General features: G+C 60.3%; 17 protein-coding genes. 15 read left to right on the forward strand and 2 right to left on the reverse strand.

Annotated features, from left to right (window positions below; genetic code table 11):
* The first annotated feature begins 40 nt into the window (after positions 1 to 40).
* The 8 genes from HFK74_RS20385 to dmeF all read left to right on the forward strand — a co-directional run bounded on the left by HFK74_RS20385 (position 41) and on the right by dmeF (position 10,530).
* Positions 41 to 1,432, forward strand: a complete 1,392-nt coding sequence (locus HFK74_RS20385) for an FAD-dependent oxidoreductase (RefSeq protein ID WP_180205058.1) — start codon at positions 41 to 43, stop codon at positions 1,430 to 1,432.
* Positions 1,433 to 1,669: 237 nt separating this feature from the next.
* Positions 1,670 to 2,836, forward strand: a complete 1,167-nt coding sequence (locus HFK74_RS20390; protein WP_180205059.1) for a 2-aminoethylphosphonate--pyruvate transaminase — start codon at positions 1,670 to 1,672, stop codon at positions 2,834 to 2,836.
* Positions 2,837 to 3,105: 269 nt separating this feature from the next.
* Complete coding sequence (locus HFK74_RS20395) at positions 3,106 to 4,449, forward strand: MFS transporter (protein ID WP_180205060.1); 1,344 nt, start codon at positions 3,106 to 3,108, stop codon at positions 4,447 to 4,449.
* 39 nt (positions 4,450 to 4,488) lie between these two features.
* A complete protein-coding gene (gene phnX, locus HFK74_RS20400) occupies positions 4,489 to 5,316 on the forward strand; it encodes a phosphonoacetaldehyde hydrolase (protein WP_180205061.1) in 828 nt (275 codons plus the stop codon).
* A 79-nt stretch (positions 5,317 to 5,395) separates the two neighbouring features.
* Positions 5,396 to 6,916, forward strand: coding sequence for an aldehyde dehydrogenase family protein (locus HFK74_RS20405; RefSeq protein ID WP_180205062.1), 1,521 nt, complete (start codon positions 5,396 to 5,398; stop codon positions 6,914 to 6,916).
* A gap of 140 nt (positions 6,917 to 7,056) precedes the next feature.
* The gene (gene acs, locus HFK74_RS20410; protein ID WP_180205063.1) at positions 7,057 to 9,012 is read left to right on the forward strand and encodes an acetate--CoA ligase; all 1,956 of its coding nucleotides are present in this window, start codon (positions 7,057 to 7,059) and stop codon (positions 9,010 to 9,012) included.
* A gap of 299 nt (positions 9,013 to 9,311) precedes the next feature.
* Positions 9,312 to 9,587, forward strand: coding sequence for a metal/formaldehyde-sensitive transcriptional repressor (locus HFK74_RS20415; RefSeq protein WP_180205064.1), 276 nt, complete (start codon positions 9,312 to 9,314; stop codon positions 9,585 to 9,587).
* 19 nt (positions 9,588 to 9,606) lie between these two features.
* Positions 9,607 to 10,530, forward strand: a complete 924-nt coding sequence (gene dmeF / locus HFK74_RS20420) for a CDF family Co(II)/Ni(II) efflux transporter DmeF (RefSeq protein WP_180205065.1) — start codon at positions 9,607 to 9,609, stop codon at positions 10,528 to 10,530.
* Positions 10,531 to 10,762: 232 nt separating this feature from the next.
* Here dmeF and HFK74_RS20425 read toward each other — a convergent pair whose 3' ends face one another.
* Positions 10,763 to 11,596: an SDR family NAD(P)-dependent oxidoreductase gene (locus HFK74_RS20425; RefSeq protein ID WP_180205066.1), complete on the reverse strand. Its 834-nt coding sequence runs from the start codon at positions 11,594 to 11,596 to the stop codon at positions 10,763 to 10,765.
* Positions 11,597 to 11,949: 353 nt separating this feature from the next.
* On the opposite strand from HFK74_RS20425, the gene HFK74_RS20430 reads away from it, so the two are divergent.
* From HFK74_RS20430 to HFK74_RS20440, 3 genes are all read left to right on the forward strand, one after another.
* Positions 11,950 to 13,215, forward strand: coding sequence for a serine hydrolase (locus tag HFK74_RS20430; RefSeq protein ID WP_257230382.1), 1,266 nt, complete (start codon positions 11,950 to 11,952; stop codon positions 13,213 to 13,215).
* A gap of 93 nt (positions 13,216 to 13,308) precedes the next feature.
* A complete protein-coding gene (locus HFK74_RS20435) occupies positions 13,309 to 13,677 on the forward strand; it encodes a hypothetical protein (RefSeq protein ID WP_180205068.1) in 369 nt (122 codons plus the stop codon).
* A 2-nt stretch (positions 13,678 to 13,679) separates the two neighbouring features.
* The gene (locus tag HFK74_RS20440) at positions 13,680 to 13,859 is read left to right on the forward strand and encodes a DUF1289 domain-containing protein (RefSeq protein ID WP_180205069.1); all 180 of its coding nucleotides are present in this window, start codon (positions 13,680 to 13,682) and stop codon (positions 13,857 to 13,859) included.
* A 60-nt stretch (positions 13,860 to 13,919) separates the two neighbouring features.
* Here HFK74_RS20440 and HFK74_RS20445 read toward each other — a convergent pair whose 3' ends face one another.
* Complete coding sequence (locus HFK74_RS20445; protein WP_180205070.1) at positions 13,920 to 16,046, reverse strand: TonB-dependent siderophore receptor; 2,127 nt, start codon at positions 16,044 to 16,046, stop codon at positions 13,920 to 13,922.
* Positions 16,047 to 16,451: 405 nt separating this feature from the next.
* Here HFK74_RS20445 and HFK74_RS20450 point away from each other — a divergent pair, with 405 nt between their 5' ends.
* The 4 genes from HFK74_RS20450 (at position 16,452) to HFK74_RS20465 (ending at position 20,347) form a co-directional block, all read left to right on the forward strand.
* Complete coding sequence (locus HFK74_RS20450; protein WP_180205071.1) at positions 16,452 to 16,901, forward strand: DUF4157 domain-containing protein; 450 nt, start codon at positions 16,452 to 16,454, stop codon at positions 16,899 to 16,901.
* Positions 16,902 to 17,043: 142 nt separating this feature from the next.
* A complete protein-coding gene (locus tag HFK74_RS20455) occupies positions 17,044 to 17,325 on the forward strand; it encodes a hypothetical protein (RefSeq protein WP_180205072.1) in 282 nt (93 codons plus the stop codon).
* Positions 17,326 to 17,693: 368 nt separating this feature from the next.
* A complete protein-coding gene (locus tag HFK74_RS20460; protein ID WP_180205073.1) occupies positions 17,694 to 19,028 on the forward strand; it encodes an MFS transporter in 1,335 nt (444 codons plus the stop codon).
* A 68-nt stretch (positions 19,029 to 19,096) separates the two neighbouring features.
* The gene (locus HFK74_RS20465; RefSeq protein WP_180205074.1) at positions 19,097 to 20,347 is read left to right on the forward strand and encodes an OprD family porin; all 1,251 of its coding nucleotides are present in this window, start codon (positions 19,097 to 19,099) and stop codon (positions 20,345 to 20,347) included.
* Positions 20,348 to 20,362 lie beyond the last annotated feature (15 nt).

Below are 20,362 nucleotides of genomic sequence, written 5' to 3' on the forward strand. Positions count from 1 at the left end.
ATCCCACCGCCCTACCCCGATCCCCTTACGGAGACACCCCATGCGCCCCTACTGGCTCGACCAGGCCCTGAAAAGCCAATCCGACACGCCCTGCCCGCCCTTGCGCCAGGACACCCACGCTGACGTCTGCATCGTCGGCGGCGGCTATACCGGTTTGTGGACCGCCATCATGCTCAAGGAACAGAACCCCGAGCTGGACGTTGTCATCGTCGAAGCGGACATCTGCGGTGCCGGTGCCAGTGGGCGCAATGGCGGCTGTGCGCTGTCCTGGTCGGCCAAGTTCTTCACCCTGGAGCGCTTGTTCGGCGTCGAAGAGGCCGTGCGCCTGGTCAAGGAGTCGGAACAGAGCATTTACGCCATCGGCGACTTTTGCAAAAAATACGCGGTGGACGCCGATTACCGTCTCGATGGCACGCTCTACACCGCGACTAACCGCGCCCAGGTCGGCTCGACAGACGGGGTGATCGCGGCGCTGGAGCGCCATGGCATCAACTCCTTCAGCAAACGCGCGCTCCCTGAAGTGCAACGGATGTCGGGTTCAACCCGGCACGTCGAAGGCTGGTTCTCTCCCGCGGCGGCCAGCGTGCAACCGGGCAAGCTGGTGCGCGGCCTGCGCCGGGTGGCCCTCGAACTGGGTGTGCGAATCCACGAAGGTTCGCCAATGACCGGCCTCGAACACGGGACGCCGGCCACCGTCAAAACGCCGGGCGGGCGCGTCGTCGCCAAGCGCGTCGTCCTGGCCATCAACGCCTGGATGGCCCGTGCTTTTCCAGAGTTTTCGCGCTCGGTAGCCATCGTCTCCAGCGACATGATCATCACCGAGCCGCGCCCCGACCTGCTCGAAAAAATCGGCCTGACCAGCGGGGTCACCGTGCTCGACTCGCGCATCTTCGTGCACTACTACCACAACACCCCGGACGGCCGGATCATGCTCGGTAAAGGCGGCAATACCTTCGCTTACGGCGGGCGCATCCTGCCGGTGTTTGACCAGCCTTCGCCCTACAAGGGGTTACTGCGCAATACCCTGACAGAGTTCTTTCCAGACTTTGCCGACGTCGGCATTGCCGCCACCTGGAACGGCCCGTCCGATCGCTCCGTCACCGGGCTGCCGTTCTTCGGTCGAATGGGTGCAAGCGGCAACGTGTTTTATGGCTTCGGCTATTCCGGCAGCGGCGTCGGGCCCTGTCACATGGGAGGGCAAATCCTCTCCTCGTTGGTGCTGGGGGTGGACAACCCCTGGACACGCTCGCCTCTGGTACAAGGCCCCCTCGGCCATTTCCCGCCAGAACCGATCCGATACCTGGGCTCGCTGATGGTGCGCAACGCCATCCGGCGCAAGGAGCACGCCGAGGACCACAACCTGCGTCCCCGTCGACTGGATGTGCGCCTGGCGAAATTCGCCGCGGCGGCCGGCAAGTCGGACAAGGCGTAGCGTAACGATCCGTCTTCGATTCCGGTTTGATGATCAACCCTGCCTGGCGCTTGCCAGGCGGGGTTTCTGAGTTTCAACCGTACAAATCGCGCGGATATCAATCAACGCGACCCGTTTCAACTTATAAGCCCAGCTTGTTTGTGACATGTGATAAATCGATTTCAGTTATTTTTCTGCAAATGTTTTGATCACTCCATGCATCACTCCCCCACAAAAACAACACCGCCGGAGAAGATCATGACCAAAGCTGAATTTCCGACCCCGCAGGCACTGGCTACACCCGCCTTGGGTGAACCCTACCTGCTGACCCCAGGCCCATTGACCACTTCCAAAGCCACCAAGGAAGCCATGCTGCGCGACTGGGGTTCATGGGACGTTGCCTTCAATCAAGTCACTGCCGAGGTTCGCCAGAACCTGCTGGGCATGGCGGGTGTAACGGATGACAGCTTCGCCTGCGTGCCGTTGCAAGGCAGCGGCAGCTACTCGGTGGAAGCCGCCTTGGCCACTGCCATCCCGCGTGACGGCAAGGCACTGGTGCTGATGAATGGCGCCTACGGCCAACGCGCCACCAAGACCCTGGAATACCTCGGTCGCGCCTTCATCACCCTGGACAAAGGCGATTACCTGCCGCCGCAGCCCGAGGAAGTCGACGCCCTGCTCAGGGACAATCCGGACGTCACCAACGTCTTCATCGTCCATTGCGAAACCAGTTCCGGCATTCTCAATCCGCTGCGCGAAATCGCCGATGTGGTGAAGGCGCATGGCAAGAGCCTGATCATCGATGCCATGAGCTCTTTCGGCGCCGTGCCCCTGACGGTCAATGACATCGCGTTCGACGTGGTGGTGTCCTCTGCCAACAAATGCATCGAGGGTATTCCGGGGTTCGGTTTCGTCATCATCCGCCGCTCCGTGCTGGAGGCCGCCAAGGGCCGCGCCAACTCACTGAGCCTGGACCTTTACGAGCAGTGGGTGTACATGGAGCGCACCGGCCAATGGCGTTTCACCCCGCCGACCCACAGCGTCGTGGCGTTCCATAAGGCCCTGGAGCAACACACTGCCGAAGGTGGCGTGCATGGTCGCCTGGCGCGCTATACGCGCAATCGCGACGTACTGGTAGCCGGCATGCGCAAGCTTGGCTTCAAGACGTTGCTTGAGGACCGCTGGCTGTCGCCGATCATCACCACGTTCTTCAGCCCGGAACATCCGAACTTCGAGTTCAAGCGTTTCTACGATGAACTCAAGGCCCGCCAGTTCATCATCTATCCCGGCAAACTCACCGTTGCCGACAGTTTCCGTATCGGCTGCATTGGCCAGATCGACGAATACATCGTCCATCAATTGCTGCGCGCCATCGCCGACAGTCTGGTGGCGATGAACGTCGACATGCATCTGCCGGCAGGCTGATCGCCCTTTAAAGGTCTTTGTCATTCGAGCACGGGTGCAATGGGTAGCACCTTTGGACAGGGATCTTTTTTTCAACATGGACTCGCTGACCGAGCACAAGGCACCGCCGGGCAAGCGTCAGCGATCGCGTCAAGTTAATGCTTAAAGCTGGATGCCACCTCACGGCCATCTCATCGATGTCGTGTGCGTGGACTGACTTTCTGTACCGAAAACAAAAACAAAACCCATTACTTTGCGCTGTCTGGCACCACATACGGGATCAGAACACCATGAACAAGAACGCTACAAGTCCTCTCGCAACCGGCTGGAAATCGCTCCAGCGTTGGCGCGTGCAAGTTTTTCTCATCACCTGGGTGGCATACGCCGCCTTCTACTTCACCCGCAAGGCGTTTTCCGTCGCGAAACTGGGCATTGGCGAAGACCCGGACTTCATGCTCGAAAAAGCCATGATGGCCAATCTCGACGCCCTCTACCTGACGGCGTATGCCGTGGGGCAGTTCCTGTGGGGCAACTTCTCCGACCGCTTCGGCCCCAGGGTCGTGGTCCTCAGCGGACTGGTCATCTCGGCGCTGGCCGCGCTGCTCATGGGTACCTACGCCACCCTGCCGATTTTCGCCTCCTGCATGCTGGTCCAGGGCCTTGCCCAGTCCACCGGCTGGTCGGGGCTGTGCAAGAACGTCGGCAGTTTCTTCAGCACTGGCGAACGTGGCCGCGTACTGGGTTTGTGGAGCACCTCCTACGCCTTCGGTGGCCTGGTCGCCACACCGTTTGCCGGTTGGTGGGCCTACAACCATTTCCATGACTGGCGCGTAGCGTTCATCAGCAGCGCCGTGGTGGTCCTGATGGTGGCGGTGTTGTTCTTCTTCCTGCAACGCAACAAACCGGAAGACGTCGGCCTGCCGCCAGTCGAGATCGAAATCGAGCCCGTCAGCAATGTCGTGGTGCCGCGCGAAAGCATGTGGGCCGGCTTGCGCACGGTGATGAAAAATCGAACCGTACTGGTGCTGGGCCTCGCCTACTTCATGCTCAAGCCAGCGCGCTACGCCATCCTCCTGTGGGGGCCGGTGATCATCTACGAACGCATGCCCGAAATCGGCAAGGTGGCCTCCGCCATCGTCCCAACCTCGTTTGAACTGGCCGGCCTGATCGGTCCGATCCTCATCGGTATCGCCTCGGACAAGTACTTCGGCGCCCGTCGTATACCCGTCTGTGTCCTTAGCCTGGTGGTCCTGACTGTCTGCCTTGCACTGTTCGTTCCGGCCATGCAAAGCGGCAGCCTCTACATCGTGGTCGGCCTGCTGTTCATGATGGGCCTGTCGCTCTACGGGCCGGACTCGATGCTCAGCGGCTCGGCGGCGATCGACTTCGGCAGCAAGGACGGCGCGGCCTCCGCTGCAGGCTTCGTCAATGGCTGTGGCTCGGTCGGTGCGGTGCTCGGCGGCTTGCTGCCGGGTTACTTCGACACCATCACCGTGTTCCTGGTGTTCACCGGCGCAGCACTGCTGGCCAGCCTGATGCTGGTGCCCTTCTGGAACAGCCGCCCGAAAACAGTGGAAAGCACGGTGTTGGCCTCGACGCCAGTACAGCCGGTCATCCTCGGCACCAATTCCTGAACCCTACGCCATTAAACACTGATCACTGGAGCAATTCTCATGAACTACAAACAACCTTCCCAATTGCAAGCCGTGGTTCTGGACTGGGCGGGCACCGTCGTGGATTTCGGTTCCTTCGCACCGACGCAGATTTTCGTCGAAGCCTTTGCCGAGTTCGGCGTGGCGGTGTCCCTGCAAGAAGCGCGCGGGCCGATGGGCATGGGCAAGTGGGACCACATCCGCACGCTGTGCAACGAGCCGCAGATTGCCGACCGCTACCATGCCGTGTTCGGCCGCTTGCCAACCGACGATGATGTCACCGCCCTCTACGAGCGCTTCATGCCGCTGCAGATCGAGAAGATCGCGCTGCACTCGGCGCTGATTCCCGGCGCGCTGGAGACCATCAACGGCTTGCGCGACAAGGGTCTGAAAATCGGCTCCTGCTCCGGCTACCCGGCCGTGGTCATGGAAAAGGTCGTGGAGCTGGCGCGCAAGAATGGCTATGTCACCGACCACGTGGTGGCGACCGACGAAGTGCCCAACGGCCGCCCGCACCCGGCTCAAGCCTTGGCCAACGTCATCGCGCTAGGCATCAGCGACGTCGCCGCCTGCGTGAAGGTCGACGACACCTGGCCGGGCATTCTCGAAGGTCGCAGCGCGGGCATGTGGACCGTCGCGCTGACCTGCTCCGGCAATGCGCTGGGCCTGACCTATGAAGAGTTCAAGCGTTTATCCCTGGAGCAACTGGCCGAGGAACGCGCGCGCATCGTCAAGATGTTCGAAGGCTCGCGCCCGCACTACCTGATCGACACCATCGTCGATTTGCCGGCGGTCATCGAAGACATCAATGCGCGTCTGGCTCGTGGGGAAACCCCTCAGGGCTGCTGAGCCTGTCGAGCTTGTGCAACTCACTGACAGTGGCCGTCCCGAGGACGGTCACGACCAAAAACAACAAGAGAACACCACCATGATCTACGCCCATCCTGGTACTGAAGGCGCTATCGTTTCGTTCAAAACCAAATACGGTAACTACATCGGCGGCGAATTCGTCGCGCCGGTCAGAGGTCAGTACTTCACCAATACCTCGCCCGTGAATGGCCAACCGATTGCCGAATTCCCGCGCTCCAGTGCCGAAGACATCGAGAAGGCTTTGGACGCTGCCCACGCCGCTGCCGATGCCTGGGGCGCCACGTCCGTCCAGGCACGCTCCCTGATCCTGCTGAAAATCGCCGACCGCATCGAACAGCACCTGGAAACCCTGGCGATCACCGAATCCTGGGACAACGGCAAGGCCGTGCGCGAGACCCTCAACGCCGACATCCCGCTGGCCGCCGACCATTTCCGCTACTTCGCCGGTTGCCTGCGCGCCCAGGAAGGCAGCGCTGCCGAAATCGACGGCAACACCGTGGCCTATCACATCCATGAACCCCTGGGCGTGGTCGGGCAGATCATCCCGTGGAACTTCCCGATCCTGATGGCCGCCTGGAAACTCGCCCCGGCACTGGCCGCTGGCAACTGCGTGGTGCTCAAGCCCGCCGAGCAAACCCCGCTGGGCATCACCGTGCTGGTCGAGCTGATCGGCGACCTGCTGCCACCGGGCGTGCTGAACATCGTGCAAGGCTTCGGTCGCGAAGCTGGCGAGGCCCTGGCCACCAGCAAGCGCATCGCCAAGATTGCCTTCACCGGCTCGACCCCGGTCGGCTCGCACATCATGAAATGCGCGGCCGAGAACATCATTCCGTCCACCGTGGAACTGGGTGGCAAGTCGCCGAACATCTTCTTCGAAGACATCATGAAAGCCGAACCGTCCTTCATCGAGAAAGCCGCCGAAGGCCTGGTGCTGGCGTTCTTCAACCAGGGCGAAGTCTGCACCTGCCCTTCCCGCGCCCTGGTGCAGGAGTCGATCTACGACGAATTCATGCAAGTGGTGATGAAGAAGGTCCTGCAGATCAAACGCGGCGACCCGCTGGACACCGACACCATGGTCGGCGCCCAGGCGTCCGAGCAGCAGTTCGACAAGATCCTGTCCTACCTGGAAATCGCCAAGGGCGAAGGCGCCGAACTGCTGACCGGCGGCAAGGTGGAACAACTCGAAGGCAACCTGGCGAGCGGGTATTACATCCAGCCGACGCTGCTCAAGGGCACCAACAAAATGCGCGTGTTCCAGGAAGAAATCTTCGGCCCGGTGGTGGGCATCACCACCTTCAAGGACGAAGCCGAAGCCCTGGCCATCGCCAACGACACCGAGTTCGGCCTCGGCGCCGGCCTCTGGACCCGCGACATCAACCGCGCCTACCGCATGGGCCGCGCGATCAAGGCCGGTCGCGTGTGGACCAACTGCTACCACCTGTACCCGGCGCACGCCGCGTTCGGTGGCTACAAGAAGTCCGGCGTCGGCCGTGAAACCCACAAGATGATGCTCGACCATTATCAGCAGACCAAGAATTTGCTGGTGAGCTATGACATCAATCCGTTGGGTTTCTTTTAACGCTCAGTCACTTCCCAAGTAGCAAACCGGGTCAGGCCCCTCGACGGCAAGCCTTGCGTCGAGAGGCCTGGAACCCGGATCGCCACCATCGCTGAATACATACACTTCAAACCAAAACGATCGTTGTCGAGGTAAGCAACATGAGTGCGGCTTCTCTGTATCCCGTTCGCCCCGAGGTCCTGGCCAACACCCTGACCGACGAGGCGACCTACAAGGCCATGTACCAGCAGTCAGTCGTCAACCCGGACGGCTTCTGGCGCGAGCAAGCCAAGCGCCTCGACTGGATCAAGCCTTTCACCACGGTGAAGCAGACCTCCTTCGACGATCACCATGTCGACATCAAGTGGTTCGCCGACGGCACCCTGAACGTTTCCTACAACTGCCTGGACCGGCATCTGGCCGAGCGTGGCGATCAAGTCGCAATCATCTGGGAAGGTGATGACCCTTCCGAAAGCCGCAACATCACCTACCGCGAACTGCACGAACAAGTCTGCAAGTTCGCCAACGCCCTGCGTGGCCAGGACGTGCACCGCGGCGACGTGGTGACCATCTACATGCCGATGATTCCCGAAGCCGTGGTCGCCATGCTGGCCTGTACCCGCATCGGCGCGATTCACTCGGTGGTGTTCGGCGGCTTCTCGCCGGAAGCCCTGGCCGGTCGCATCATCGACTGCAAATCCAAGGTGGTGATCACCGCCGACGAAGGCCTGCGTGCCGGCAAGAAGATTCCGCTCAAGGCCAACGTCGATGACGCCCTGACCAACCCGGAAACCAGCAGCATCCAGAAAGTCATCGTGTGCCAGCGCACCGGCGGCGACATCAAGTGGAACCAGCATCGCGACATCTGGTTTGAGGACCTGATGAAAGTGGCGGGCACCGTGTGCGCGCCGAAAGAGATGGGCGCCGAGGAAGCGCTGTTCATCCTCTACACCTCCGGTTCCACCGGCAAGCCCAAGGGCGTGCAGCACACCACCGGCGGCTATCTGTTGTACGCGGCCATGACCCACGAGCGCGTGTTCGACTACCGTCCGGGTGAAATCTACTGGTGCACCGCCGACGTCGGCTGGGTCACCGGCCACAGTTACATCGTCTACGGCCCGCTGGCCAACGGCGCGACCACGCTGCTGTTCGAAGGCGTGCCGAACTATCCGGACATTACCCGGGTGGCGAAGATCGTCGACAAGCACAAGGTCAACATCCTCTACACCGCGCCGACCGCGATCCGCGCGATGATGGCGGCGGGCACCGCTGCTGTTGAGGGCGCCGATGGCAGCAGCCTGCGCCTGCTGGGTTCGGTGGGTGAGCCGATCAACCCGGAAGCCTGGGACTGGTACTACAAGAACGTCGGCCAATCCCGTTGCCCGATCGTCGACACCTGGTGGCAGACCGAAACCGGCGCGACCCTGATGAGCCCGCTGCCGGGTGCACACGGCCTCAAGCCGGGTTCGGCGGCGCGTCCGTTCTTCGGCGTGGTGCCGGCCCTGGTGGACAACCTGGGCAACATCATCGAAGGCGAGGCCGAGGGCAACCTGGTGATCCTCGATTCGTGGCCGGGCCAGGCACGCACGCTGTATGGCGACCATGATCGTTTCGTCGACACCTACTTCAAGACTTTCCGCGGCATGTATTTCACCGGTGACGGCGCCCGCCGCGATGCCGATGGTTACTACTGGATCACCGGTCGGGTGGATGACGTGCTCAACGTCTCCGGGCACCGCATGGGCACTGCTGAGATCGAAAGCGCGATGGTTGCGCACCCGAAAGTCGCCGAAGCGGCGGTGGTCGGAGTGCCGCACGACATCAAGGGCCAGGGCATCTATGTCTACGTCACCCTGAACGCCGGCGAAGAGACCAGCGAGCAATTGCGCCTGGAGCTGAAGAACTGGGTGCGTAAAGAGATCGGCCCGATTGCTTCACCGGATGTGATCCAGTGGGCGCCGGGGCTGCCGAAGACGCGCTCGGGCAAGATCATGCGGCGGATTTTGCGCAAGATTGCGACGGCTGAGTACGATGGCTTGGGGGATATTTCCACCCTGGCGGATCCGGGTGTGGTGCAGCATTTGATTGATACGCACAAGACGATGAATGTTGCTTAAGTCACGTTTCTGAGTCGCCGAAGCCCTGCCGGGTGTGAGCCTGGTGGGGCTTTTTGTTGCCTGGGGTTTTAGCGGCGGCAGTTCGGGCCTCATCGCGAGCAGGCTCGCTCCCACAGGGGATCTGTGGTGAATGCGGTATTTGCGTTCGAAACAAAACCATTGTGGGAGCGAGCCTGCTCGCGATTGCGATTTGTCAGGCGCCACTTAAACATCAGAAAAATAACTCCGTCCCCTTTGCACTTCTTGTATAGGTATAGGGGGTATACCTATACTGCGTACATAAACGTAAGGGGCATCCCGTGGGCCATATTGCTTCCAACAAAGACGATCTTCTCAAACGCGTCAAACGCATCGCCGGACAAATCCAGGCCGTTGAGCGTGCGCTGGAATCAGAGCTCGACTGCGCGAAAACATTGCACCTGGTCGCTGCCACACGCGGAGCTATCAATGGCTTGATGGAAGAAATCATCGAGGATCATGCCCGGGAGCATGTAGCGAACCCTGCCCTCAGTGAAGCTGAGCGCAACAAGGGTGTTGAAGAGCTGCTTGAAGCCATCCGCCGCTACGCCAAGTGAACTCGACAGGTACCGGCTCATGAGCAGCACCGACATCAAGATCAAGCATGTACACGACCACATATTCCTTGGGGCTGCGCACGAACAAAATGCCAAACGCACGCTTTGGGTCGTGGCGCTTACGCTGGTGATGATGGTGGGCGAAATCACCGTCGGCTATATCACGGGCTCCATGGCCTTACTTGCCGATGGCTTTCACATGGCGACCCATGCCGGCGCATTGGGTATCGCGGCGGCGGCTTACGGGTACGCGAAGCGCCACGCCTCGAACAAGCGCTACAGCTTTGGTACCGGAAAGGTCGGGGACCTGGGCGGGTTCGCATCGGCGCTCATTCTCGCCCTGGTATCCCTGGCAATCGGCGTAGAGTCAGTGATGCGGCTGTTGCAGCCGACAGCGGTTCAGTTCGGCACCGCCACGCTCATTGCGATTGTCGGCCTGATCGTCAACATCGTGAGTGCACTGCTGCTTGGCCACGGTCACAGTCATGACCACGACCACGACCATCATGGCCACGGACATCACGGCAACGATAACAACCTGCGCTCAGCCTACGTTCACGTCATCGCGGACGCGTTGACTTCCGTCCTGGCCATTGTGGCGTTACTCGCTGGCCGATACCTCGGATGGGTATGGCTGGATCCTGTAATGGGCATCGTGGGTGCCATTGTCATCGCACGTTGGGCGTGGAAATTGATGGGTGTCACTTCAGGTGTACTGCTGGATCAAACGGATGAGCACGTTGCAGAGGAAATTCGCGAATTGGTCGAGCGGCCTGGCGATGCAACCATCACCGACCTGCACGTCTGGAAGGTTGGGCCGCAGGCGCACGCAGCGATCGTCAGCGTCATTGGCGAAGCCACTGCAAACACCGAAAGCATTCGTGAACGCCTGAAGCCTGTTCACGAAATCAGCCATCTGACTGTCGAGTTTCGATCTGCCTGATTTCCACGACAAGGGTCTCCCCTTTGCCGCCGCTTTTTGTTGTCTGGGGTTTCAGCACCGGCAGTTCGGGCCTCATCGCGAGCGGGCTCGCTCCCACAGGGGATCTGTGGTGAACGCGGTATTTGCATTCGACACAAAACCACTGTGGGAGCGAGCCTGCTCGCGATGGCGGTTTGTCAGGCGCCACTTAAACATCAGAAATGGGGACCAGGAGCCTTCGAACAACCGTGCCCTAACGCCGGGGCGTTGGAAGATGACCACCGTCAACATAGATGTTCTGTCCGGTGATCCATTCGCCTTGGTCACTGCACAGGAATGCGACCAGGTGGGCGATGTCTTCGCCGGTGCCTGCGCGTCCCAGGGAGATGTAGGCAGCGATCATGTCGTCCCACACCTTACCCCGCGGCACGTCGTCCAGGCGGCTCGTCTCGACGATCCCGGGAGCAACGACGTTTACTCGAATTTTCTTTGGCCCCAATTCCCTTGCCATGATGGTCGTCAGCCCGTTGATGGCAACTTTCGTGGTGGCATAGGCGCTGGTATCGGGGGCCAGCAGTTGCGCCGCAAGCGACGAAATGTTGATGATTGCCCCGCCCTCACCCTGTTCGCCCATGCGCTTGGCAAACGCACGAGACATGTAGAATGTGCCGTTCAGGTTGGTGTTGATCACCCGTTGCCAGGTTTCGATCGACATTTCTGTGGCCGGCACGCGATCACCGCCACGCGTTGCGCCGGCGTTGTTCACCAGGAAGTCCACTCGGCCGAATTCGCCCACCACACGCTCCAGCAGCGCATCCACCGCCTGCGGGTTACTGACGTCGGAAACCACCGGCAAGGCGCGCCGGCCGAGCTGGCGAATTTCGTCGGCCACCGATTCGATATCGCGCCAGTTCACCTCGCGCTCATCATCAGGATACTGCTCCGCAGGGCGTCCTGTGCCGGTCAACACGACGTCGCAACCCGCTTGGGCCAATGCCAGCGCAATCGGTCGGCCGATGCTGCGCATTCGGCCTGCGCCGGTGACCACTGCAACCTTGCCTTCAAAACCGGTCAACATGTACGACATATCACTTCCTCCCGTTGAGTGTGAAACGTTCGGTAGAAATCCGTCCCCTTTGCCGATTTCGCTGCGGCATGCTGAACGTGCAAGACGGCCGAAAAGTGAGTCTTATTCTTTAACTTGCGGGGAAGAAAAACATCGTCTGACAAGACTATGGAACGCTCTCAACCTGACCCAAGGCCCTAATCCAAATGGCCGTGTTTCAAAGGTGTTGCCACGACGTACCATGGCAAGTTAAAGCCAAAGGCTGTATGCGTTATCGCCATGGTGACAATAAACAAAAAGGGAGTTGAGTCATGAAGTCTGGTCGCAAGCAACGCCTGGTTCCTGTTCCCCTCGTTTATGCAGCGCTGGCATTCATGGCGCCGAGTGCGGCCTACAGCAGTTCACCCATCCCCGATGCGCTGGAAAGTGACCCGGCCAAGATGAGCTGGATGGTCGGGTCGCCACCACCGCCCGAGCGCATTATTCGTTTCGAGGACGGCAGCTACTTCAAGTATCCGCAGATGCGTTGGAGTGTCGCGCACTTCAGGGAGTTGATGCCGACAACGAACGTGTCCCGTGGCATTGGCGCACCCAATACGCTTGAACGTTCGCTGCAGGCGGATATTGATGAGGTGAGTTTTGTTCCAATGGGCAGTGACCGTCCGATGACCTGGCGCGATTCGTTGTTGGCGAACTACACCGATGGCATCGTCGTGCTGCACAAGGGGCGCGTCGTGTACGAGCGCTTTTTTGGTGTATTGAAGCCCGAAGGACAGCATGCGGCAATGTCGGTGACCAAGACCTTCGTCGGCACGCTGGCGGCGATGATGGCAGCCGAGGGCACGCTCGACCCTGAACGCAAGGTGGTTGAGTACGTGCCGGAGCTGGGCAAATCGGCGTTTGGCAGTGCGACCGTGCGCCAGTTGATGGACATGACCACGGGCATACGCTTCAGCGAGAACTACGCCGACCCGAAAGCCGACGTCTGGGCGCATGCCGCCGCCGGAAGCCCTCTGCCAAAGCCGAAAGACTACACCGGGCCGCGTTCGTACTACGAGTACCTGCAAACCGTACAGCCGGAAGGGGTTCACGGTGAAGCGTTCCATTATCGCACGCCCAATACCGACGCCTTGGGCTGGGTGTTGGCGAGGGTGAGTGGCAAGAGCGTCGCACAGCTGCTATCCGAGCGTATCTGGAGCAAGCTGGGGGCGGAGCAGGATGCCTACATGACGGTCGACTCTACGGGTACGCCGTTTGCTGGCGGTGGTCTCAATGCGGGGCTGCGTGACCTGGCCCGGTTTGGAGAAATGATCCGCAACGATGGGCAGTACAACGGGCAGCAGATCGTGCCAAAGGCGGCAGTCGACGACATTCGTCGCGGTGCCAGCAAGGAAGTATTTGCCAAGGCCGGTTATCCTTTACTGGCTGGCTGGAGCTACCACGACATGTGGTGGCACACCCATAATGAGCATGGTGCCTTCATGGCCCGAGGCGTCTATGGCCAGGCACTGTATATTGATCCGAAGGCCGAGGTGGTGATAGCGCGGTTCGCCAGCCATCCCGTCGCCGCCAACGCGGCTAACGATGCGACTTCCTTGCCGGCCTATGAGGCTGTTGCCAGGTACTTGATGAGCCGGTAGCGCTCTGGGGCTGCTCATCCCGCTTTCGTAGGCGGCAATCATCGCTTGCAGGATTGAGCCCCTCCCATTTTTTTAACTCCAAAGGAACCCGCCATGCCCTTGGGCAAACGTGAACTTGCGCGGATCGAGCGCCGTTTGATTGCAACGCTGACCGATGCCTGCGAAACGGCAAAATCTGAAATCAAGGGCTTTACCTGGCTTACCCATACGGCTGACTTGAACGCGCTTGCCCAAACACTGAAGGTGACCTGGGTGTTCGAAACGCTGGCCGACAAAACACTCGCCCAAGCTAACGCGAAAGCGCGGATTCTTGAGCTGACGGCTTTTGCACTGAAGGAGGCCAACATCGACCTGGAGGCTTCGGATCACACTGTCCGATTCGACTCTGAGGAGGAGTGCCAACGCGCCCATGGCGGCGATTGGCAAAAGCGCCTGGCCTCAAGCGCGACCAGGGGCCATTGACGATGGCCAAGGAAATCGAAAACCCCTGCATTGCCGTTTGCCAGTTGAGCGGCGATCTGTGCGTGAGCTGCGGGCGCAGCAAGGAAGACATCAGGAAGTGGAAACGCATGAAGCGGCCTGAAAAAATGGCCGCCGTGCAACGGGCGAATATACGTTTGAAAGGGCTGAAGAAGACCCAGTGACCCGTTCACTCGCCCGCCCTGCAACGGGGCGGGCGAGTGAACGTGCTACATCCCATCGAGCTACAAGGAATAGGAAATACCAACCTGAACCGTCCTCGGCGCACCCGGGTAGGCATAGACGTTACCAAAGGCGCCTTCTTCATAATCCCGGTCGAACACGTTCTTCACATCGAGATTCAGCCGGACCTTGTCGTTGACCTGATAGAAGCCGAGCAGATCGACGACGGTGTAGCTGCCCATCGAAAACGCCGTGTTGGCCGTCTGCCCTGCACGCTCATCGACGTACTTGAGCCCGGTGCCAAGCCCCAGCCCCCTGAGCGCGCCATCCTGGAATTCGTAGACGTTGAGCAGGCTGAAGCTGTTCTTCGGAATGTTCATCAACCGGGTGCCCGACTCGATCACGTTGTCCTTGGTGACCTCGGCATCGACATAGGCATAGCCGCCAATCACCCGCCACTCCGGGGTTACGTTGCCGGCCACGTTCAGGTCAAAGCCACGACTGCGTACTTCGCCCGCCGCCACGCTGAAGGTCGAGTCCACGGGGTCGGTGGTCAGGACATTGCGCTTTTCAATCTGGTAGATCGCCGCGTCCACACTCAGCTGGCGATCCAGCGCTTCCCACTTGAGCCCCAACTCATAGGACTTGCCCTTTTCCGGGTCGAAGCCGCCACCCTCGCGGCTGGCGCCGCTATTGGGCTTGAAAGAGCGTGCGGTATTGGCATACAGCGCCACGGTATCGGTCAGGTCATACAGCACGCCGAGACGCGGCGTCACCGCGTTGTCGCTCGCTTCCCAGCTCCTGCCACCCGGCACGAAGGTTTCGTAGTCATGCTCGAAGCGCTCGAAACGGGCGCCCGCCAGGACTTTCAAGCGCTCGGTCAACGCCACCTGATCCTGGACGAAGGCGGCGTAGGTCTTCAGGTTTTCCTTGTCGTCGGTCGGCGTGCGGGTCAGGGCCGGACGGGGCTGGCCATACACCGGGTTGAAGATATCGATCGGGTAGGCACTCACCGCGCCGCTGGAGCGCTGGATGATCGACTGGTAGTCGTAATCCTCGTACTCGATGCCGGTCAGCAAGGTGTGATCGAAACCGCCCGCGGTGAAATGCCCGGTGAGGTTCAGCTGGGTGTCCTTGTCGGTCCACTCCAGCTTGCGGTAGTTGAAGTTGCGCCCCAGGGTGCGCCCGTCGGCAGCGACGCCATTGGCTTCGACGGCATTGCCCTGCAAGGTGCCATCGAGCCATTGGAAACCACCGCCCAGTGTCCAGTCGTCATTGAGGAAGTGCTCGAAACGCAGCTGGGCCATGTTGTTGTCGTTGTGCAACTTGCCGACGTCTTTTTCACCGAAGAACGTGTCGCGCGAGGCGGTGCCAATCTGATTCGGATAGCGTGTCAGGCCGCGATCCAGCGGGTGGTTGTTGCGCATGAAATCGCCTTCGAAGATCACCTTGGTGTCGTCGTTGGCCTGCCACGAAATAACCGGCGTCACGCCATAGCGTTCGGTTTCCACATGATCGCGGAAAGTATCACCGCCCTCTCCCACCACGTTCAGGCGATAGGCCAGGCGACCCTCTTCGTCGAGCGGGCCAGAGGCGTCCAGCGTGCCACGCTTCATTCCCTGATCATCGAGCTGGCTGCCCAGCGTGACGGTGCGCTCGGCCAGCGGCTGCTTGGAGACCACGTTGAACGTGCCGCCAGGATCGCCTCGGCCGTAAAGCGTGGTCGCCGGGCCGCGCAATACTTCAAGGCGCTCGATGGTGTTCGCATCCGGCATGTTCGGATAACCACGGTTGATCGGGAACCCGTTGCGATAGAACTCACCGGTGGTAAAGCCACGCACGGTGAAGGTGGTCAGCCCCTGGCCGCCGAAATTATTGGCCCGTCCCACTCCGCCGGCGTAATCGAGCGCATCCTGCAACCTTGTTGCACTGATGTCCTCGACGACATCCTTGGGTACAACGCTGATGGACTGTGGGGTTTCGTGGATCGCCGTGTCGGTACGCGTTGCACTGGCAGAACGGGTGGCGCGATAGCCGTCCACTGGCCCCGTGGCGGTTTCAAGGTCAGCGGTGCCAACGATGTCGGTCGCCTGCAACTCCAGGCCGGTTTTAGCGGTTGTCGCTTGCTCCGCCCAGGAGGAAGTGGAAAACGCCTGAAGCACACAGATAGACAGCAGGGTACGACGCATCTAGGAAGCCTTGAGAGAATAGCCAAATGGGACGGCATACATGCCAATAATTTCGCAGCGCATGGTATACCGTATCACCAGCTTTTGATAGATATTCTCATTCGTATTTTCGAGGTCAATGGTCTGAAAAAACCGAGGGTCCAGGGAATCGAACGTCGTTACAGCGGTCGAACCCGTGGCAGGAAATCGGCGCGTGATGCTCCTGCCAAATAACCATTGCCTCCGGGAGCCCCCCCCTTGTCAGCCGTCTTTCTACGTCAAGTCTTGCGCTTGGCGATTCCATTCTTGTGCGTTGGCACTTCGTCTGCTGCCTTGGCCTGCCCGCAAGGCCAGTACCAGGTGTGTGTGGTCGCCTGTTTTTGTGCGCCAGGCTCGAAGGAGGACACCGGGGAGCTTTTCGAAAACATGAACCAGATAGCGGCCGTTGGATTACAGAACTGGATTGCTCAATCGCGCAACACCGCGGCAGCCGGCGGTGTTCAAACCATCCCGCTGAACATCCGCGCCCAGCTCGAACCCTACTATGACCTCCAGGTACTCGATTCGGCCCGCTATAAAGTCGGCGACGACGAGGAGCTGAACGCCGCGAACACCATGCTGCAGAACCCCGATGTGAATGCCGTCACCCTTGTCGACGTCATCGTCTTTCGCAGTGAGGACGATGCGCTGAACAACGTCGCGTTGTGGGCCCATGAGTTGAAGCACGTGCAGCAGTACCAGCAATGGGGCGTCGGCGAGTTTGCCACTCGCTACACCCGTGACTACTCCGCCGTCGAGGCGCCCGCCTACGCCATTCAAACCCAGGTAGCCAAGGCGCTGAGAGCCAGCGCGGACCAGCCGGGGCATCCTCGATAGCAGTGAGTTCAATGGGCACCGATTGAATCCGCAACCAAAGGCTGGCAGTGGATGGAGCGATGCAAAATGACAGCTAAGCTTCTTCTACTGTCGGGCGGTCTATTCAGGCTCAGCCCATCACTACAGCCTCGGAGAGGAGCCAATGAAACGCATCGTCATGCTCATCGCGATCTCTTTGCTTACCACCGCTTGCCAGAGCGATAACGGCGTCACCCGACTCGACAATTGTGTCTGCTATAAAACGGCCGAGGGACAGAAAACCCAAGCATCACCCATGGACTGGCAAGACCCCGATACGGTGCGGGAACAATTCTCACACTGCATTTGCCGGGCCTGGGTCGACCTGAAGAAGGCCGATGATCCCAGTCAGTTTTTCGGGCCTGAGACGCAAATAAGAACGGAAATGAAATCGCCGGCGAAATAGGCGTTGTGGCCGGACAGCCCCAGTGTCGGCCAAACTCCAATCCACCAACAATGGATCCTTTACTCAAACACAAAAAACACGGCCGATAATCGAACACTTTGTGAGTCATATTAACTTATTGATTTTGAAAGAATTTATTAACAAACAAGAAACCCATCGATAAAATCCCGATCAAAATCACTTTTCAATGGATCCATATATTGATTGACTGGCACTGCACGGTGTCAGGTACAGCGCCTGCCCGCTCATAAAAATAACAAGGGTGTCGGGATGAATGACTTCTCAATCGGGCTCAAGCTTCGGCTTGCACCCACCAACGCGTGCCTTTCTCGCTTTGCCTTTACCCAGCCTCTTCTCGAGGGGCAACCATGAGTGTCGATCTCAAGAGCGTGGTAGATGAGCGCCCCATGGCGCGCTTCCAATGGTTGGCGGTGGGCATCTGTATTGTCCTGAACATGATCGATGGCTTCGACGTGCTGGTGATGGCCTTCACGGCCTCCTCGGTGTCCGCCGAATGGGGCTTGAATGGCGCCCAGATCGGGCTGCTGTTGAGTGCCGGGCTGTTTGGCATGGCGGCGGGCTCTTTGTTCATTGCGCCATGGGCGGATCGCTTTGGTCGTCGCCCGCTGATCCTGTTTTGCTTGCTGCTCTCGGGGATCGGCATGCTGTTGTCGGCCCTGAGCCAGACGCCGGTGCAACTGGCGCTACTGCGCGGGCTGACCGGCCTGGGTATTGGCGGGATCCTGGCCAGCAGCAACGTGATTGCCAGTGAGTACGCCAACAAACGCTGGCGCGGGCTGGCGGTGAGCCTGCAATCGACCGGTTATGCCTTGGGTGCGACCTTGGGCGGGCTGTTGTCGGTGTGGTTGCTGACGCACTTTGGCTGGCGTTCGGTGTTCCTGTTCGGCGGCGCCGTGACCCTGGCGGTCATTCCCCTGGTGCTGCTGTACTTGCCGGAATCCCTGGATTTCCTGATCGCCCGTCGCCCGGCGAACGCCCTGGCGCGCATCAATCGACTGGCCGCTCGCCTCGGCCAGCCGGCACTGCGCGAACTGCCCGTCGCCCTCTCCGCGCCGACTTCAGGCCGTGGGCGCCTGGCGCAGTTGCTCTCCCCTGAATCGCGGCGCACCACGCTGCTGATCTGGCTGTTGTTCTTCCTGGTGATGTTCGGCTTCTACTTCGTGATGAGCTGGACGCCGAAACTGCTGGTCTCAGCAGGGTTGTCGGCACAGCAAGGCATCAGCGGCGGCGTGCTGCTGAGCGTCGGCGGTATCTTCGGCGCCGCGTTGATTGGCGGCCTTGCCTCACGCTGGCGACTGACCCGGGTGCTGTCGCTGTTCATGCTGATCACCGCGGGGCTGTTGGTACTGTTCGTCGGCTCTGCTTCATCGGTATCCATGGCACTCGGCCTGGGCCTGTTGATCGGGCTGTTCTCCAACGGTTGCGTGGCGGGCTTGTACGCTCTGTCGCCAATTGTCTACGACGCTTCGGTGCGCACGACGGGGGTCGGTTGGGGCATCGGGATCGGGCGCATCGGCGCGATCCTTTCGCCGACCGTCGCCGGCCTGCTGCTGGACAGCGGTTGGCAACCCCTGCACCTGTATGGGGTGTTTGCCGTGGTTTTCGTCATCGCCGCCGCTGTGCTTTTGGCATTGCGGCCCGGCGCCCAACCACAGCCTGGCGCCCAACTCAGCCAGGCCTGACACCTTTGCAAAGAGGTAGCGGGGGGCGCCCCCGCTACTGACTACATCCTCCCAGGAAAATAACAATAATGACTAGCTTCCCCCTCCCTCCCCGGGCCCTGCTCGGCGGTGCGATAGCGCTTGCCCTGTTACCTTGCGCCAATGCCGAAAGCAATGGTTTTTTCGAAGACTCCAAGACCAGCCTGATGCTGCGAAATTACTACTTCAATCGTGACTTCAACGATCCTGGCGCCAGCAAGAGCAAGATCGAAGAATGGGCCCAGGGCGCGATCCTCAAATTCAGTTCCGGTTATACCCCTGGCTTGCTCGGCTTTGGCCTGGACGGCATAGCGATGCTTGGCGTCAAGCTCGATAGCGGCCCGCAACGCAGCGGTTCGGAGCTGCTACCGGTGCACGACGACGGTCACTCCGCCGACAACTACGGGCGCGCCGGGGTGGCGGCAAAAATGCGCTTGTCCGAGACGGAGCTGATGTTGGGTGAGCTCATGCCGGATATTCCGCTGTTGCGCTACGACGACGGGCGCCTGCTGCCACAGACCTTCCAGGGCACCATGCTGGTGTCCCGCGAACTCCCTGGCCTGAACCTGCAGGCAGGTCGATACACCGACGTGAGCCTGCGCAACTCCTCGAACATGCAAGACCTCTCGGCCTGGGCGGCGCCTACCGTCATGTCGGACGGTTTCAACTATGCCGGCGCCGAGTACCGTTTCAACGAACAACAGACCCTGGTCGGCGCCTGGTATTCGCAGCTCGAAGACATCTATCAGCAAAGCTACCTGAACCTGCTGCACAAACAGAAACTCGGCGACTGGACCCTCGGCGCGAACCTGGGCTATTTCGTCGACAAGGACGACGGCAGCGCCCTTATCGGTAACGTGCAAAGCCATACCGCCTACGGGCTGTTCTCGGCCAACCTGGGGGGCCACACCCTGTACCTGGGACTGCAAAAGGTCAGCGGCGACACCGGCTGGATGTCCGTGTATGGCAGCAGTGGGCGCACCCTGGGCAATGACATGTTCAACGGCAACTTCAGTAACGCCGATGAGCGTTCGTGGCAGGCTCGCTACGATTACAACTTCGTCGCCGTCGGCATCCCCGGCTTGCTGCTGATGACCCGCTACGGCCACGGCGACAACGCCACCACCAAGGCTGGCAGCAACGGCAAGGAATGGGAACGCGACACCGAGGTCAGCTACACCCTGCAAAGTGGCGCGCTGAAAAACCTCAGCGTGCGAATCAACAACGCCACCAACCGTCGCAGTTTCAACAGTGACTTCGATCAGACCCGCGTAATCGTCAGCTACCCACTGTCACTCTGACCCTTCCCACCAGGG

The organism is Pseudomonas sp. SbOxS1, assembly GCF_013416725.1.
In the GTDB taxonomy this organism is placed as follows: Bacteria; Pseudomonadota; Gammaproteobacteria; order Pseudomonadales; family Pseudomonadaceae; genus Aquipseudomonas.